The organism is bacterium (assembly GCA_035559435.1).
In the GTDB taxonomy this organism is placed as follows: Bacteria; Zixibacteria; MSB-5A5; order WJJR01; family WJJR01; genus JACQFV01.
On sequence record DATMBC010000062.1, the window covers coordinates 1 to 15,437 of the forward strand.

The 15,437-nt window shown below is 65.5% G+C and carries 12 protein-coding genes; 8 read left to right on the forward strand and 4 right to left on the reverse strand.

The window, feature by feature from the left end:
* The 3 genes from VNN55_07250 to VNN55_07260 form a co-directional block, all read right to left on the reverse strand.
* A partial coding sequence (locus VNN55_07250; protein ID HWO57344.1) for an efflux RND transporter permease subunit occupies positions 1-2,406 on the reverse strand: 2,406 nt, incomplete at its 3' end.
* Positions 2,403-3,443 carry an efflux RND transporter periplasmic adaptor subunit gene (locus VNN55_07255; GenBank protein HWO57345.1) on the reverse strand — a complete coding sequence of 347 codons (1,041 nt, stop codon included), beginning with the start codon at positions 3,441-3,443 and terminating at the stop codon, positions 2,403-2,405. The genes VNN55_07255 and VNN55_07250, both read right to left, overlap by 4 nt.
* Before the next feature lie 27 nt (positions 3,444-3,470).
* Positions 3,471-4,826: a TolC family protein gene (locus tag VNN55_07260; protein HWO57346.1), complete on the reverse strand. Its 1,356-nt coding sequence runs from the start codon at positions 4,824-4,826 to the stop codon at positions 3,471-3,473.
* A gap of 127 nt (positions 4,827-4,953) precedes the next feature.
* Here VNN55_07260 and VNN55_07265 point away from each other — a divergent pair, with 127 nt between their 5' ends.
* The 8 genes from VNN55_07265 to VNN55_07300 all read left to right on the forward strand — a co-directional run bounded on the left by VNN55_07265 (position 4,954) and on the right by VNN55_07300 (position 12,966).
* Entirely contained in the window at positions 4,954-5,802 is an 849-nt protein-coding gene (locus tag VNN55_07265) for an amidohydrolase family protein (protein HWO57347.1), read from the forward strand.
* Positions 5,803-5,904: 102 nt separating this feature from the next.
* Positions 5,905-6,522: a TetR/AcrR family transcriptional regulator gene (locus VNN55_07270; GenBank protein ID HWO57348.1), complete on the forward strand. Its 618-nt coding sequence runs from the start codon at positions 5,905-5,907 to the stop codon at positions 6,520-6,522.
* A complete protein-coding gene (locus VNN55_07275) occupies positions 6,519-7,865 on the forward strand; it encodes a TolC family protein (protein HWO57349.1) in 1,347 nt (448 codons plus the stop codon). Before VNN55_07270 ends, VNN55_07275 begins: the two co-directional genes overlap by 4 nt.
* Entirely contained in the window at positions 7,862-8,857 is a 996-nt protein-coding gene (locus VNN55_07280) for an efflux RND transporter periplasmic adaptor subunit (GenBank protein ID HWO57350.1), read from the forward strand. Before VNN55_07275 ends, VNN55_07280 begins: the two co-directional genes overlap by 4 nt.
* A complete protein-coding gene (locus tag VNN55_07285) occupies positions 8,854-9,792 on the forward strand; it encodes an ABC transporter ATP-binding protein (protein ID HWO57351.1) in 939 nt (312 codons plus the stop codon). The genes VNN55_07280 and VNN55_07285 overlap by 4 nt, the downstream gene beginning before the upstream one ends.
* Positions 9,785-10,723, forward strand: a complete 939-nt coding sequence (locus VNN55_07290) for an ABC transporter ATP-binding protein (protein HWO57352.1) — start codon at positions 9,785-9,787, stop codon at positions 10,721-10,723. The genes VNN55_07285 and VNN55_07290 overlap by 8 nt, the downstream gene beginning before the upstream one ends.
* 9 nt (positions 10,724-10,732) lie before the next feature.
* Complete coding sequence (locus VNN55_07295; GenBank protein HWO57353.1) at positions 10,733-11,854, forward strand: ABC transporter permease; 1,122 nt, start codon at positions 10,733-10,735, stop codon at positions 11,852-11,854.
* Complete coding sequence (locus VNN55_07300; protein HWO57354.1) at positions 11,854-12,966, forward strand: ABC transporter permease; 1,113 nt, start codon at positions 11,854-11,856, stop codon at positions 12,964-12,966. The genes VNN55_07295 and VNN55_07300 overlap by 1 nt, the downstream gene beginning before the upstream one ends.
* 204 nt (positions 12,967-13,170) lie before the next feature.
* Here the strand turns inward: VNN55_07300 and VNN55_07305 are convergent.
* The coding region (locus VNN55_07305) for a T9SS type A sorting domain-containing protein (protein ID HWO57355.1) at positions 13,171-15,437 on the reverse strand (2,267 nt) is incomplete at its 5' end.

The window sequence follows — 15,437 nt, forward strand, 5'->3', positions numbered from 1 at the left end:
GATTTCCGCCGGCCCGCCGCGCGGCTGCAGATGCGCCACGTCCTTCAGCGGCACCATGAAGTTCGGATGCGCCGGGATGTCGCGCGTGCTGCCGATCATAAGGTTGGCCAAAGACCACGGATCGCCGCGATCGGACGGGGCCAGCCGCAGACGGACGTTGTATTCCTCCGTGCCCTCCTTAAAGGTCGTGACATCGCGGCCATCGATGAGTGTGCGCAAATCGGAGGCGATTGCCGCCATTGACAGGCCCAGCTCGCTGGCGCGCTCGCGATCGACCACGATCTGCGTTTCCGGGCGCGCCCCGGAGAGCGAATTGCGTATTTCCCGCGCCCCGGGCGTCGCTTTCGCCGAGTCTTCCACCGCGGCCGCCAGCATCCGCAGCACCCGCAGGTCCTCGCCCTGCACCGAAATGCCGATCGGCTGCTGCTCCATCGAGCCGGCCTCCAGCGCCAAACCGAGGTAGAGGCCGGGAAAGTCGGCCAATCGCTCGCGCATCTCGCTTTGCAACGCGAACGCATGGCGGTCGCGCTGGTCATGCGGTGTCAGGATCACCGTGACCATGCCCTCGTTGACCCCTTGCTGCTGCGCGCCGATGGTGGTGAAGATGCCCGCGACTTCGGGGATTGCGCGCAGGCGCTCCTCGAGCCGTGCGGTCAGTTCGACGGTCTGGCGCAACGTCGTCCCCGGCGCCGCCTCAAAGGCGATATAGATCTGGCCGCGATCCGACATCGGCAGGAATTCGGTGCCAATAAAGGGCACCAGGAAGAAGCTGCCGACAAACCCGATCGTGGCCATGGTCATCGTGGCCAGCCGATGGCGCAGCGCCCAGGCGAGCGCGCGACGGTACAACTCCTTGAGCCGCTCGAAGACGGCGTTAAAGCGCGCCAGCAGGGCAAAGAGGCCGCGTTGCGCACGCGCGGTCTGCTCCTCCTCGGGGCGGGTGACCAGGCGTGAAAACAGCATCGGCGTGAGCGTGAAGGCGACAAACAATGAGACCAGCACCGACACCGCCACGGTCATCCCGAACTGGTAGAAGAAGCGGCCGACGATGCCGCCCATGAAGGCGACCGGCACGAACACCGCCACGATCGTGAAGGTCGTCGCCATGACCGCCAGGCCGATTTCGCCGGTGCCCTCGGCGGCGGCGGCGCGGCTGTTGCCCCCGCGATGGAAGTGGCGATGGATGTTTTCGATCACGACGATGGCGTCATCGACCAGCAGCCCGGTGGCGATCGACAGACCCAGAAGCGACATGAAATTGATGGTGAAATCCAAAAGGTCCATCATCATGAAGGTGGCAATGATGGACGTCGGTATGGCCAGCGCCGAAATCAGCGTGGTGCGCCAATCGGCCAGAAAGATGAAGATGACCAGCACCGCCAGCAGGCCGCCGTAGAGGATGTTGACGATCACATCTTCGACCGAATCGCGAATGAAAGTGGAGTTGTCGGTGGCGACCACGATCTGGATGTCGGGCGGCAATTCGCGCCGCAACTCAACCAGGCGCGCCTGGATGCCGTCGGCGACCTGCACCGTGTTGGCGCCCGACTGACGGACCACATTGAGCGAGACCGCCTCGGCGCCGTTGTAGCGCGCGTAGCTGCGCTGCTCGGCGATGCCGTCGCTTATGGTCGCCACATCGTCCAGACGCACCGGCTTGCCGTCGCGGTGCGCGACCACGATGGCGGCGAAGTCGCGCCAGTCGGTCAGACGGCCCAGCGCGCGGACGGTGATCTCGCTTTCGCCGCGATCGAGGCGGCCGACCGGGATCTCGACATTCGCCTGGGCGATGGCCGCGGCAATCTCGTGGACCGGGATGCGGAAGGCCTCCAGCCGGGCGCGGTCCAGCGCAACCTGTATCTCGCGCTCCTCGCCGCCGGCCAACTGCACCGCCCCGACGCCGGGCACGCCCTCGAGACGCTTTTTGATCACGTCCTTGCTGAAGGTGGTGATTTCCTTCAACGGACGATTGCCGGAGACCACCAGCGACATGATCGGCATCGCATCGGGGTCGAACCGCTGGATGATCGGCTCCTCGGCGTCGTCGGGCAATTCGGATGTGATGGTCGAGATCTTCTCGCGCACCTCCAGCGCCTTGTCGGAGGGCTTCTCGCCGAGTTCGAACTCGGCGATGATCATCGACAGGCCGTCCTGCGAGGTCGACGTGATGTGTTTGAGCCCGGAGATCGTGTTGATCTCATCCTCGATCAGCTTGGTGACCTCCGACTCGATCGTCTCCGGATCGGCGCCCGGGTAGGCGGTCATCACCACGACGTAGGGAAAGTCGACATCGGGAAAAAGATCAACGGGGATGCGGTTGTAGGAGAAGGCGCCCAGCACGACCAGCGCGGCGACCATCATCACCGTGAAGACCGGCCGTTTGATCGCGGTGTCGGAGAGTTTCATCGCACCGCCGTCTGCGGCACCGGATTGACCGGGCTTTGATCCTGCAGGGAGTGTTGACCGAGCACGACGACCGTCTCACCGGGCGTCAGGCCATTGGTGATCTGCACGCGCGTGCCCGATTCGGCGCCGACCGTGACCGGGGTGTAATGCGCCAGGGAATCGCGCACGACAAAGGCGCCCAGCCCCGATTCGCGGTAGACCAGGGCCTCGCGCGGCACCGCCACCGCGCCGGCGATGCGCTCCAATTCCAGGCCGACGGTGATGAACATGCCGGGCAGGAGACGGCCTTCTAGGTTCGGCGCCAGCGCCTCGACCCGCAACATGCGAGTGTCGGGGTCGGCCGACGAGGCGATCTGGTCGACCCAGCCGGCCGCGTAAGCGGCGCTGTCCAACTGCGACTGAATCCGCATCGGCATTCCCTTGGCCAGCGCGCGGGCCTCATAGACGGTGGCATCGATCAACACGCGCACCGTGTCGATGGCGGCAATCTCGACCAAGGCCTCGCCCGGTGTGGTCTGACGTCCGGCCCTGGCGCGCACATCGGTGACGATCCCGGTCAGCGGGGCCAGCACATTGGCGGCGTCGCGCGCGGCCTCGAAGTCGGCCTTGGCGACCTCGTAGGCGGTGCGACGCGCATCGCGCTCCAACTCGCTCACCGCGCCGGCGGCGAACAGACGATCGTATTTCTCAAGGGTTTTTTTGGCGTCCTCATACACCGCCTGCGCCTGGCGCACCGACGTCGCCGGCCCGGACTGGTCAAACGACACGACCACCTGCCCGGCGCGCACCGCATCGCCCTTGCGCACATGTACCCGCGCGATCGTCTCGGCCAGACGCGCGCTGACCGTTGCCTGACGGATCCCCTCCACCGAACCGGAGAAGGAGAGCGTGCGGGAGATATCCTCCCGGACCACCGGGGCGGTAACCACCGGAATACGGGCGATCGTGTTCTGCGCCTGATTGCCCGATTGACAGCCGGCCAGGGCGAAGGTCAGGGCCATGAGCATCGCCGCGGAGGACACATGTTGAACACGCATCGTCGGACTCCTTGATCCTGTTCCGGATTACTCGCCGGCGCGGGCAAACACCGGCTCACCCATGGCCAGCCGCCACGCAACCCGCGCCACCCGGCGGTCATGACGGGCGCGGGCGGCGAAGACACGCGCGGTGGCCAACGCCACCTGCGCATCGAGCACTTCCAACTGCGTTCCGACTCCGGACTCATAGCGCAGATTGGCGATCTGCAGTCCGCGCTCGGCCTCGGCCACCGATTCGCCCTGCGCCTGCAGACGGGCGCCGGCCTCCTCGAAGCGGCTGCGCGCGTCGGCGATCTGCAAGGCCACCGCGCGGTCCAGTTCGCTTTGACGCAACTCGGCCTCGCGTTGATCGACCCGCAACACCTGGATGTTGCCCCGGCGACGGAATCCGTCGAACAAATTGTACGAGGCCGACAATCCCACCTGCCAGGAGCGGAAATAGTCGTCGCGCGCCGGCCAGCTGTCATCGGTCAACGCCTGATAGTCGAATGTTCCCTTCAGATGCAGCGACGGCCAGCGCTCGGCCTTGAGCACGCCCACCGCTTTGTCGATGGCTGAAATCCGGTGCATCATGGCCGCCAGGTCGGAGCGCTGGCGGCGGGCGATCGTCACCAGATCGGTGCCGTCGTACTCCCAGGACGCCGAGTCGGGCTCGGCGTCATGGATGACCATCTCCAGATCGGGCGGGAGCCCGACCAGATTGGCCAGGCGCAACAGCGCCAGACGCAAGTCGTTTTCGGCCTGGAGGACCGGTGGACGGGCGTTGGCCACACGCACCCGCGCGCTGAGGTTGTCGTACTCGGAGACCATCCCATCGGCAAACTTGCGCGCCACCACCGCGGCGTGTTCCTCGGTCAACGCCAATGTCTGGCGCGACACATCGACCAGTTGCGCCGCCAGCAGGGCGTCGAAGTAGGCGGTGGCGACCTGCGCTTCCAGTTCGAGGCGCGCCTGTTGCGCCAGATGTTCGTTCATGCGCCGGTACTGCTGCGCCGCCTGCCAGGCCGAAAGGACTCCGCCTCCTTCGAACACCGTCTGGTCGAAGGTGAGCCCGCCGACCACCGTGTATTTGGTGCCGATGGTGAATTCCTGTCCGGCAAAGAAGATCTTGGGCAGTTCGAGCGTGCGGTTGTAGTTGGCGTGCAGGTCGATGGTGGGGAAGAGGCCGGCGCGGGCGCTGACGATCTGCCCCTCGGCCCGATCCAGTTGCGCCAGCACGGTCTGATACTGCTCGTTGTGGCGCACCGCCGAGTCGAGGGCCGCCGCCAGCGGCAATTCATACGGCTGCGCATGCCCGCCGGCGCTCCATAGCGTGACGAGCGCAAAGAACAAAGCGGCGGAGACCCGCCGACCGGATGCGCGGGGGCAGTGCGACTCGAACATCGGACTATAGTACTCCACATCCGGTCCGGTTGGGTGTCGAATTCCCACCGGCGCGCGGTGTTTTTGACAGTCAAGAATGCGCGCCGCGAATCGTGACAAATCCCCCGTCGCGGTCATACATTGGGGCATGGCCGGCGCCATCGACATCCACATCCACGTCTCGCCCTTCGCGCAGATGCATCCGCCGATTCTGGCGACGATGAAGCAGGGGAGAGATTTCACGATGATCGAACGGGTCACCCGTGATCCCGGCGCGCTTCTGGCCCTGATGGACGAGGCGGGGGTCGAGCGGTGCGGGATCATCAACTATGTCGCGCCGGTGTTGATGGGATTTACCGACGAGGTCAACCGCTTTGCCGCGGCGTATGTGCAGGGCCATCGCGACCGGCTCTTTGCCCATGGCTCACTCGATCCGCACACAACGCGCGATCCCCGCGGCGAACTGGCGCGGCTGTTGGATGAGGGGATCACCGCGATTAAGATTCATCCGCCGCATCAGGCGGTTTACCCGAACGATTATCTGCGCGGCAACCGCATTCTGGCCGACCTGTACGGCTTCTGCGCCGAACGGGGCGTGCCGGTTGTCTTTCACACCGGCACCACGATCTTCCAGGGAGCGCGCATCAAATATGGCGACCCGATTCATCTCGATGATGTCGCCTGCGATTTTCCCGAACTGACGATCGTCCTGGCCCACGCCGGACGCCCCCTCTGGATGGAGACCGCGCGTTTCCTGGTCAAACGCCATCCGAATGTGTACATGGACCTCTCCGGCATCCCGCCGGTGCGGATTCCGCAATGGTTTCCCGATCTCGACAGGCTGGCCGCCAAGACTCTCTGGGGCAGCGACTGGCCCGGCCCCGGCGTGCCCGATTTGGGTGTCAATCTGCGTGCCTTCCGATCTCAGAATTGGGCGGAAACCAGCGTTGAAGCGATCTGCCGAAGCAATGCGCTGAAGGTTTTTCGACTGACGTAACACATTCGCCAACAATGGTAAATTTCGTATAGGACAAATTGGTCCTATTCTTTTTCGCTTGGCTGCAACCAATTCTCCGGCACGTCCGTATAATTCATACGTATGAGTGAATCGCGCGACACGCGTTCCGCCCTGATCGCCTCCGCACGCAAGGTCTTCGCGCGGCGCGGCTACCGCGGCGCCTCGATTAAAGCCATCACCGATGCCGCCCACGCCAACCTCGGCGCGGTCACCTACCACTTCGGCACTAAAGAACGGCTCTATCATGAAGTCATCCGCCGGCTGGTCGGTCCGCTGCATCAAGCTGTGCGCTCCGCCACCGAAGCCGACGGCACCGCGCTTGCGCGAATCGAGGCCGGCCTTCGCGCCTACTTCCGGTACATGCACACGCACCACGAACTGCCGGCGATGATGCTGCATGAGATGTCGCTGACCGGGCCGCTCCCCGCGCCGATTCAGGACTCGATCGGCGCGATGATGAAGCACATGTCCGGGCTGGTCGCGCGCGGTCAGGCCGAAGGGGAAATTGTCGATGGCGACCCGGTGCTGCTGACCGTCAGCGCCATTTCGCAGCCGCTGTTCTTTGTCATCATGCGCCGGGGCCTGAAGGAAATCGCCGGGGTCAACATGCACGACCGCGCGACCCAGGAACGGGCGCTTGCGCACCTCTTGGCCTTTGTGCGGCGCGGACTGTCGCGCCCGGGGAGTTCGACCCAATGACAAACAGACGAATGCGCATTACGACGCTCTTGTCGACGCTCGTTGTTCTGCCGGCCGTCGGCGCCACGGTGACCGCCGCACCCCTGCGGCTCTCCGAGGCGGTCCGTCTGGCGCTGGCGCAGCATCCCAGCGTGCAACAGGCCGAGGCGCAAGCGGCGCAGGCGGAGGCGCGGCTGCGCCAGGCACGCGCCGCCTGGTTCCCCACATTGCGTCTGGCCGGCTCACTCTATCAATATGAAGAACCCATGGCGGCCTGGCCGATTCATGGCTTTGACCTGACGCGCATCCCGCCCTTCGATGAGACGCTGATGCAGGGTGGATTGCAGATTGATTACATGCTCTTCGATGGCGGCGCGCGCGAAGCGCGGGTGCGTCAGGCAGGACGCCTGCGCGACGCCGGCCAGGCCGCCCACACCAACGCCGAGCAGCGTCTCATCGCCCGCGTCGTGGCCGCCTACCTGTCGGTGCGCGCCGATGAGGAACTGGTCGCCGCGCACGAGCGGCGACGCGCCGCGGTCGATGCCGAGCGTGACCGTGTCGCGCAACTCCGCGCGGTCGGACGCGCCGCCAATGTCGATGTGGCGCGCGCCGAGGCGGCGCTGGCCGGCGCCGACGCCGATTGGGCGCAGGCGCAGGCGGCGCTCGATGTCGCCCGCCGCGATCTGGCCCGCCTGATCGGCGCGTCCCCCGACACCTTGATGGTGTTGCCGGTTGCCGAACCCGCGGCGACGGAGTCAATGGATTCCGTCGACGTGCTCTCTGCTCGTGTTCTCGCGCAGAGCGCCGACGTCGAAAGCGCGCGTTTGCGGCTGGTGGCGGCAGAAGCCGGACGATCAGCCGCGCGCGGGGCGCGCTGGCCATCGCTGAACTTGCGCGGCGCCTGGACCGATCTGCGTGACGCCAGCGGGCATCGCACCGACGAATGGAACGCCGCCCTGCTGGTCGGGTTGCCGTTGTTTACCGGCGGCGCGGTCGGCGGGGCCATCGCCGAGGCCGACGCCGGACGCAACGCCGCCGCCGAGGATTGGCGGCTGGCGCAGGAACGCGCCGCCGCGCAGTTGGACCAGGCCCTGGCGCTGCGGCAGGAGTCACGCGCGCGGATCGCCAGTCTTGAACGCGCCGTGGCCAGTCTGGAGGAAGTCGTCCGCATCGAGCAGTTGCGTCTGTCCACCGGTTCCGACACGCAGGCCGAGTATCTGCGCGCCGAAGCCGATTTGCTTGCCGCCCGCGCCGGATTGATCAATGCGCGCCATGCCGCCGTGCAGGCCGATGTCGAATTGGCGCGGCTGCTCGGCGAACTCGATATCGCCTGGGTCGAACACAATCTGGAGTCCAACCGATGAAGCCACGCAAACCTGTCATCATCGTCGCCGTGTCGGCGGCGGCCGTCGCCCTCGTCTGGTTTCTATTCCTCGCCGGCAAGGGCTCGGATCACACGCTCACCATCTCTGGAACCATCGAGGCCACCGAGGCGCGCCTGGGTTTCCAATCGGCCGGACGCATCGACAGCATCTATGTGCGCGAGGGGGACTCGGTGTCCTCCGGCGCAACCCTGGCGGTGCTGGATCGCGCCGAAGCGATGGCGCGGCGTGATCAGGCCGCCGCCCAAGTGGCCGCGGCACGGGCATTGCTCACCGAGTTGGAGAGCGGATTCCGTTCCGAGGAAGTGGCGCAGGCGCGCGCCGCCGCCGCGGCCGCCGAGCAGCAGTTCCGCGATGCCGAGCGCGATTTGGCCCGGACGCGGACCTTGTTTGATGGCGGCGCGGTCAGCCAGGAGACGCTCGATAAGACGCAGACCCGGCATGACGTCGCTGAGAACCAATGGAAGCAGGCCACCGAACAGTTGCGTCTGTTGGAACGCGGCCCGCGCGCCGAACGCATCGAGGCGCAGCGCGCGCAATTGACGCAGGCCGAAGCGGCGCTGCGGGGGATCGACGCCACGCTCGATCTCATGGTAGTACGCGCCGAATTCCCCGGCATCGTCACCACCCGCCACCGCGAACCGGGCGAGATCGTCGCCCCTGGCGCGCCGGTGTTGACGATCATCAACCGCGATGACCGCTGGATCCGTGTCTATGTGCCGGAAAACCGCCTCGGCGCCCTGCGGCTGGGACAAAGCGCGGCGATCACCGCCGACACCTACCCCGGCAAGGAGTATCGCGGCGAGGTGATCTACATTGCCCCGGAGGCCGAATTCACGCCCAAGACGGTGCAGACCACCGAGGAACGGGTCAAGTTGGTGTATGCCGTCAAGGTGCGTGTCCTCGACGACCCCGGCTACGAACTGAAACCCGGCATGCCCGCCGATGTGCGGATCGCGTTTGCCCAGCCATGACGCAACCCGAATACGCCATCGAGGCCAGCGGCCTCACCCGACGTTTCGCCGCCGTGACCGCGGTCGATCATCTGTCGTTTGCGGTCCGTCGCGGCGAACTGTTCGGACTGGTCGGGCCCGATGGCGCGGGGAAGACCACGACACTGCGCATGCTGGCCGGGGTGATGCGTCCCAGCGAAGGCGATGCGCGCATCCTCGGCGTGAGCGTGGCGCACGAGGCCGAAGCGGTCAAGCATCATATTGCCTACATGTCGCAACGGTTCGGCCTTTATGCCGATCTGACCGTGTCGCAGAACTTGAACTTCTACGCCGACCTCTATCAGGTGCCGGCCGCCGAACGGGCCGCGCGTCTGGATCGGCTCTTCCGCTTCTCCAACCTGGGCCCGTTCCGTGACCGTCTGGCCGGGCAGCTCTCCGGGGGCATGAAGCAGAAACTCGGGCTGTCCTGCGCGCTCGTCCACCAGCCCGACATCCTGCTTCTGGATGAGCCGACCTTCGGCGTCGATCCGGTTTCGCGCCGTGATCTCTGGTTGATCATTCATGATATGGTCGCCGAAGGGGTCACGGTGGTGGTCAGCACCGCTTACATGGATGAAGCCGAGCGGTTTGACCGGGTTCTGCTATTGCACCAGGGACGAGTCCTCGATCTCGACACGCCGACCGCGTTGCCGGCGCGCTTCGGCGGGCTGCTCTACGCCGTCCGGACCGACCGTGTGCGCGCGGCGCAGGAGGCGGCGCGTCAGGCGTCGGGAATCCTTCGCACCGCGGTTTTCGGCGATGTGCTCCACGTCACCGTCGATCCCACCCTTAATGCCGCGGCGGTGCGCCATGTGTTTGAACAGGCCGGCCATCCGGTGTCCGTCGTGGATCGCATCGAGCCGTCAATGGAGGATGTCTTCATCGACCGGGTGGCACAGGCGGAGCGCCATGACTGAAACCGTCACCGTCGAGGAACTGTCGCGCTCCTTCGGGGCGTTTGTCGCTGTCGACCGGGTGAGTTTCACCGTCCGGCAGGGGGAGATCTTCGGATTTCTCGGCCCCAATGGCGCCGGCAAGACCACCACCATCAAGATGCTGACCGGCCTTCTGCGACCCTCCGCGGGGCGGGGGCGGGTCGCCGGCTTCGATATCCGCACCGAGCCCGATGAGATCAAACGCCGCATCGGGTACATGTCGCAACTCTTCTCGCTTTATGCCGACCTGACCGTGGAACAGAACATCGCATTCTTTGCCGGGCTCTATGGCGTCGAAGGGGAGCGCCGCCGCCGACGCACCGATTGGGTGATCGAGATGGCCGGCCTGGGCGATCAGCGGCGACGTCTCACCGGTGAGCTGCCGCTGGGCTGGAAGCAGCGCCTGGCCCTCGGATGCGCCGTGTTGCATGAGCCGCCGATCCTCTTTCTCGATGAACCAACCTCCGGTGTCGATCCGATCTCGCGACGCTCCTTCTGGGATTTGATCGACGCGCTGGCCGCGCAGGGGACCACGGTGCTTGTCAGCACGCACTATATGGAGGAAGCCGAATACTGCCACCGTCTGGCGCTGATGAACCGGGGCCGTCTGATCGCGCTGGACACCCCGGCGCGTCTGCGGGCTTCGATGTCCGAGCCGCTTCTGGAGATCGTCACCGATCATGGCGCCGCGGTGGTCGAGGCGATTCGCGATCTGCCGGGAGTGATTGAGGCGGGGCTGTTCGGACGGGCGGTGCATGCGGTGGTGGAGAGCGCCGCGGCGGTCCGTCCGCGGCTCGAAGCGCGGTTGCGCGAGCGCGGCCACGACTGGCGCGCCATCAACCCGGTGGAGCCATCGCTGGAAGATGTCTTCATCGCCAAAGTGCGCCTGGCCGGAGGGGCGCCGGCCGACTGAGCGCGCGCCATGGGTATTAACCGCACCCGACTCTGGGCGATTGCCCGCAAGGAGGTCGCGCAATTGCGCCGCGACCGGCGCAGCCTCATCCTCGCGTTTCTGCTGCCGGTGACGCTGTTGGTCCTGTTCGGCTATGCGATCACCTGGGATGTCAACGACATCAGGACCGCCGTGGTCGACCAGGACCGCTCGCCGCAGAGCCGGGCATTGATCGATGCGCTGCGCGCCTCCGGTTACTTCACCATCACCGAGTTCCTCGAGCCCGGTCCAACGGTCGATGAACGGCTCAACAGCGGCGCGGCGCAATTGGTGCTGGTGATTCCGCCCGACTTTTCGCGCACCCTCGGCGCCGGCGTCCCGGCGCAATTGCAGGCGCTCGTCGACGGCACCGACGCCAACTCCGCCACGATCATCCTCTCGTACACCGAGGCGATGGTGGCGGGGCTGGCCGGCGAGGTGGCGTTGCAGGGACGGGTCCTCCAGCCGCCGCTGGTCGCCGAAAGCCGTGTCTGGTACAACGAGGAACTGGTCAGCCGCAACATGATCGTGCCCGGGCTGGTGGCGGTGATCATGATGATCATCGCCGCGATGCTGACCTCGCTGACCATCGCGCGCGAATGGGAGCGCGGCACGATGGAGCAACTGGTCGCGACCCCGGTCACCCGCGCCGAGGTGGTGATCGGCAAACTGCTGCCGTACCTGGCAATCGGGCTGATCGATGTGGTCGTCTGTTCGGCTCTGGGCGTCTGGCTTTTCGACGTGCCGTTTCGCGGCAGCCCGTTTTTGCTCATGATCCTCTCGTTTTTCTTCCTGACCGGATCGCTCGGTCTGGGGATGTTCATCTCGGCGGTGGCGCACTCGCAGTTGGAGGCGACGCAGATGGCGATGATCATCACCTTCCTGCCCGCCTACCTCCTCTCGGGTTTCATGTTCGCCATCGATGTCATGCCCACGGCGCTGCGCGCGGTCACTTTCATCGTGCCGGCGCGGTATTTCCTCGTGGTGACCCGTGGCATCTTCCTCAAGGGCGTCGGCGTGGAAGTGCTCCGGGTGCAGGGGCTGCTCATGATCGCCTTTTCGCTCATCGGCTTCATTCTGGCGGTGCGCATCTTCCGCAAGGAGTTGTCCTGATGCGCCGCGACCGTTGGGTGCGCCTGCGGGAACTGGTCCGCAAGGAGTTCCTGCAGATCCGTCGCGATCCGCGGTTGATGCGGATCATCCTGATTGCGCCGATCTTTCAACTGATCGTGTTTGGTTATGCCGTTTCGACCGATGTGCGACGGACCGCGCTGTTTGTGGTGGATCTGGACAACACCCAGTCCTCGCGCGCGCTCACCGAGGCCTTCACCTCCTCCGAGTACTTCCGCGTCGCGGGCGCCTCCTCGCGTCCGGAGGATCTGGTCTCCGCCCTGGACCACGCCGATGCGATCGCCGGATTGGAAATCCCGCGCGGCTTCGCCGACGATCTCGCCTCTGGGACTGCGCAGGTGCAGCTGCTCTTCGATGGCTCCAACTCGAACATGGCGACCATCGCGCGCGGCTACGCCGAGCGTATCGTTGGCCAGTTTGTCCGGCGGCAGAGCCCGGAGACCGCGCCGCCGGCGATCGATCTGCGCACCCGCGCCTGGTTCAATCCCGATCTGGAAAGCCGCGACTACAACGTGCCGGGTGTGGTGGCCTTGATCATTCTTTTGGTCGGAATGCTTCTGACCTCGCTGGCGGTGGTGCGCGAACGCGAAATCGGCACCCTCGAACAATTGATGGTCAGTCCGCTCACCTCGATGGAGCTGATTATCGGCAAGACCATTCCGTTTGCCATCATCGGCCTGATTGATCTGGGACTGGTCTCGACCGTCGCCGTCCTCTGGTTTGGGATTCCGTTTAACGGCAACCCCGTCCTGCTGGTCGTCGGCTGCATGGTCTATCTCCTCCCGACACTGGGTATGGGGCTTCTGATTTCCACCGTCTCCACGACCCAGCAGGAAGCGTTCATGCTCAGTTTCCTGGTTCTGATGCCGGTCATTCTGCTGTCGGGTTTTATGTTTCCGGTCAGCAGCATGCCGGAGATCTTTCAGCAGATGACGCTGCTGAATCCGGTGCGCCATTTCCTCGAGATCATCCGCGGCATCTTCCTCAAAGGCGCCGGGATTTCGGTGCTCTGGCCGCAGTTGCTCTGGCTGGCGGGGATGGGCATCGCGGCCATGGCCTTGGCCGCCTCGCGCTTCCGGAAGACCGCGCGGTAGGGCTACTTCCTCACCGCTTGAGACCTGGTCCTTGATCGTGTCAGCCCGAGCCGCCGCAGGCGGTGAGGGATCTGCTTTTTTGCCGGCGGACAACAACAGAAGCCTCGCTCTGCATGACACTCCCAGGCACAGGGACTCCGCAAAGAAAATCCCCCGCCGCGTGGCCGCGGCGGGGGATTCTGACAACATGATCCGATCGTGGGGCTACTTCAAAAGCAACATCTTCTTCGTTTCGACCCGATCGCCCAACTGCAGGCGATAGAAGTAAATTCCGCTGGCAAGCATGTTGCCGTGCGCGTCGGTGCCCGTCCAAGTCACCCGGTAGGTGCCGGGGGCCTGGAATTCGCTGACGAGGGTGGCCACACGCTGGCCGAGGACGTTGTACACCGCCAGATCGACCTGACCGTCGCGCGCCAGCGAGTAGGCGATCACTGTCGCGGCGTTGAACGGGTTCGGGTAGTTCTGGTCAAGCGTGTACTCCGACGGCACCGCTTTGGCGAGACTGCCGGCGCTCGACGTGGCCCCGGCCGGGAGCGTTTCGCCGCAGAAAACCAGGAAGCGGCACTCGTCGAAACCGCGGTTGATCGCGTCAACCGCGTAGTTGATGGTCGACAGCGTCGCTCCCCCCGTCGGCCAGGCCGCGAGCGCGCGATTGGCCAACTCGAGCAGGCCGGCCACGGTCTGCGGCAGGCCCAGGGCGTCGAGCGCATCGAGCACCGACTGCGGGATGTAGAAGATCGCCACCGGATCGTCAGGAGTGCCCAGCGCGCTGTCCGGACCCGGATTGAGGACATCGTCATCGGTGCCCATCAGTCCATCGGGACCCGGGAGCGCATCGTGCGTCACAAACACCGGGCACAGGCCGAAGGTGCCCAGCTCGGCGTCCAGACGCGTGTTCAGCGCCAGCGTGATGGTCTGGCCCAGCAGGATGTTGCGGAACTTGCCGTTCTTGAGCGGCAATGCAACCGGCGTCTGGCAGGTGGCCGAATTGATCGCCGCATTGCCCAGTGCGGTCACGAAGGTGTCCGCCGGCCCGCCCGCGGGCAGACGCTCGATGATGCACAGATAGTCGGTCTGGTCAAAGGTCACCGAACGGCCCGGTTTGCCGATGACCAGCGGGCTGGACAGAAGGTTGAAGATGAGGTCGGTACGAACCACGCCGTTGAACTTGCCCTTGGCGTTGCCGTAGGCGCCCTGCGTGAGACTGCAGAACTCCTCCTCCTGCGTGACTTCCACACAGAAGGTGCAGGTGTCGGCCACGCACTCATCGGCCGCCTCGATGGTGAAGCACCAGACCCCGGCCTGATCGTCGGCCTGCCACTCGAAATGGCCGGCGCTGTCGATCGACGGCTCGTTGGCCGGCGTCGTCGGCACGCCGTCGAGGGTCACGCCGATGATGGTCACCGTCAGCACGGAATCGTCGCCGTCGGTGATCGGGATGTCGAGCGTGACGCTGTCGCCGGCGGCCGCCACCAGCGAGTCATCCGGGCAGTCGATCGCCGGCGGCTCGTTGATGATGAAGGCCACCGTGAACGAATCCCGGCAAGTGTCGCAGATGCCGACGCACTCGATGCCCACCGTCACCGTGTCGGAGACTTCCGGCGTGTAGCACCAGAAGGAATCGACATGGGCGCCGGGACCGAAGGTGATGCTGCACGAACCGAACTCGGCGAACAACGGCAGGCAGATCTCCGTCGACTCGCACAGGTAGATCGTGGTGTCGTTCGGCGCGTGGCAAATCGGCGGCTGCGGATTGGGCGTGTTGATGAACACGTAGGACGTGCACGCCTCGCCGCAGGGCACATCGGCGCAGATGATCGTATCCACGATCGTCTCGCCGGACCCGGCCGTGTAGCTCCAGACACCGTCGACGAACGAGACATTCGGGTTGGTGTTGACGCACACCACCGAGTCGCCGTCCGGATCGGTCGTCTTCATCTGGAAGGTGTAGAGGAACGGCGGGCACGGCCCGGGCGGGGCCAGCTCGCCGAACTGGCAGGTTGGTCCCTCGTTGATCTCGAAGGTGACCGCAAAGGACGACTCGCAGGAGTTGCCGCAGTCGTCGGTGCAGACCACCGTCACATTGACCGTCTCATCGCCGGTCGGCGTGTAGCACCACTGGCCGTTGGACAACGTCCCCGGACCCGCGGTGATGACGCACGACACCGACGGGTCGCAGTTGTCGCTGGCGGAGACCGGCAGACAGACACGCGCCGGGTCGCACTGGGCGATCGTGGTGTCGTTCGGCGCCGAGCAGATCGGGTCGGTCGTATCCTGACGCGTCACGGTCCGTGAGCAGGTGTCGGCGTTGCCGCAGGCATCCATCGCCTCCCAGGTCCGGGTGTAGCTGGACTCGGCGGCGCAGGCGCCGGGCGCGGCAATCGTCGAAAGGACACGAATCGTCACCTCGGAGCAATCATCCGTGGCGAACGGCTCACCGAAGGCCAGGACCGCGGCGCAGTCGATGGTCG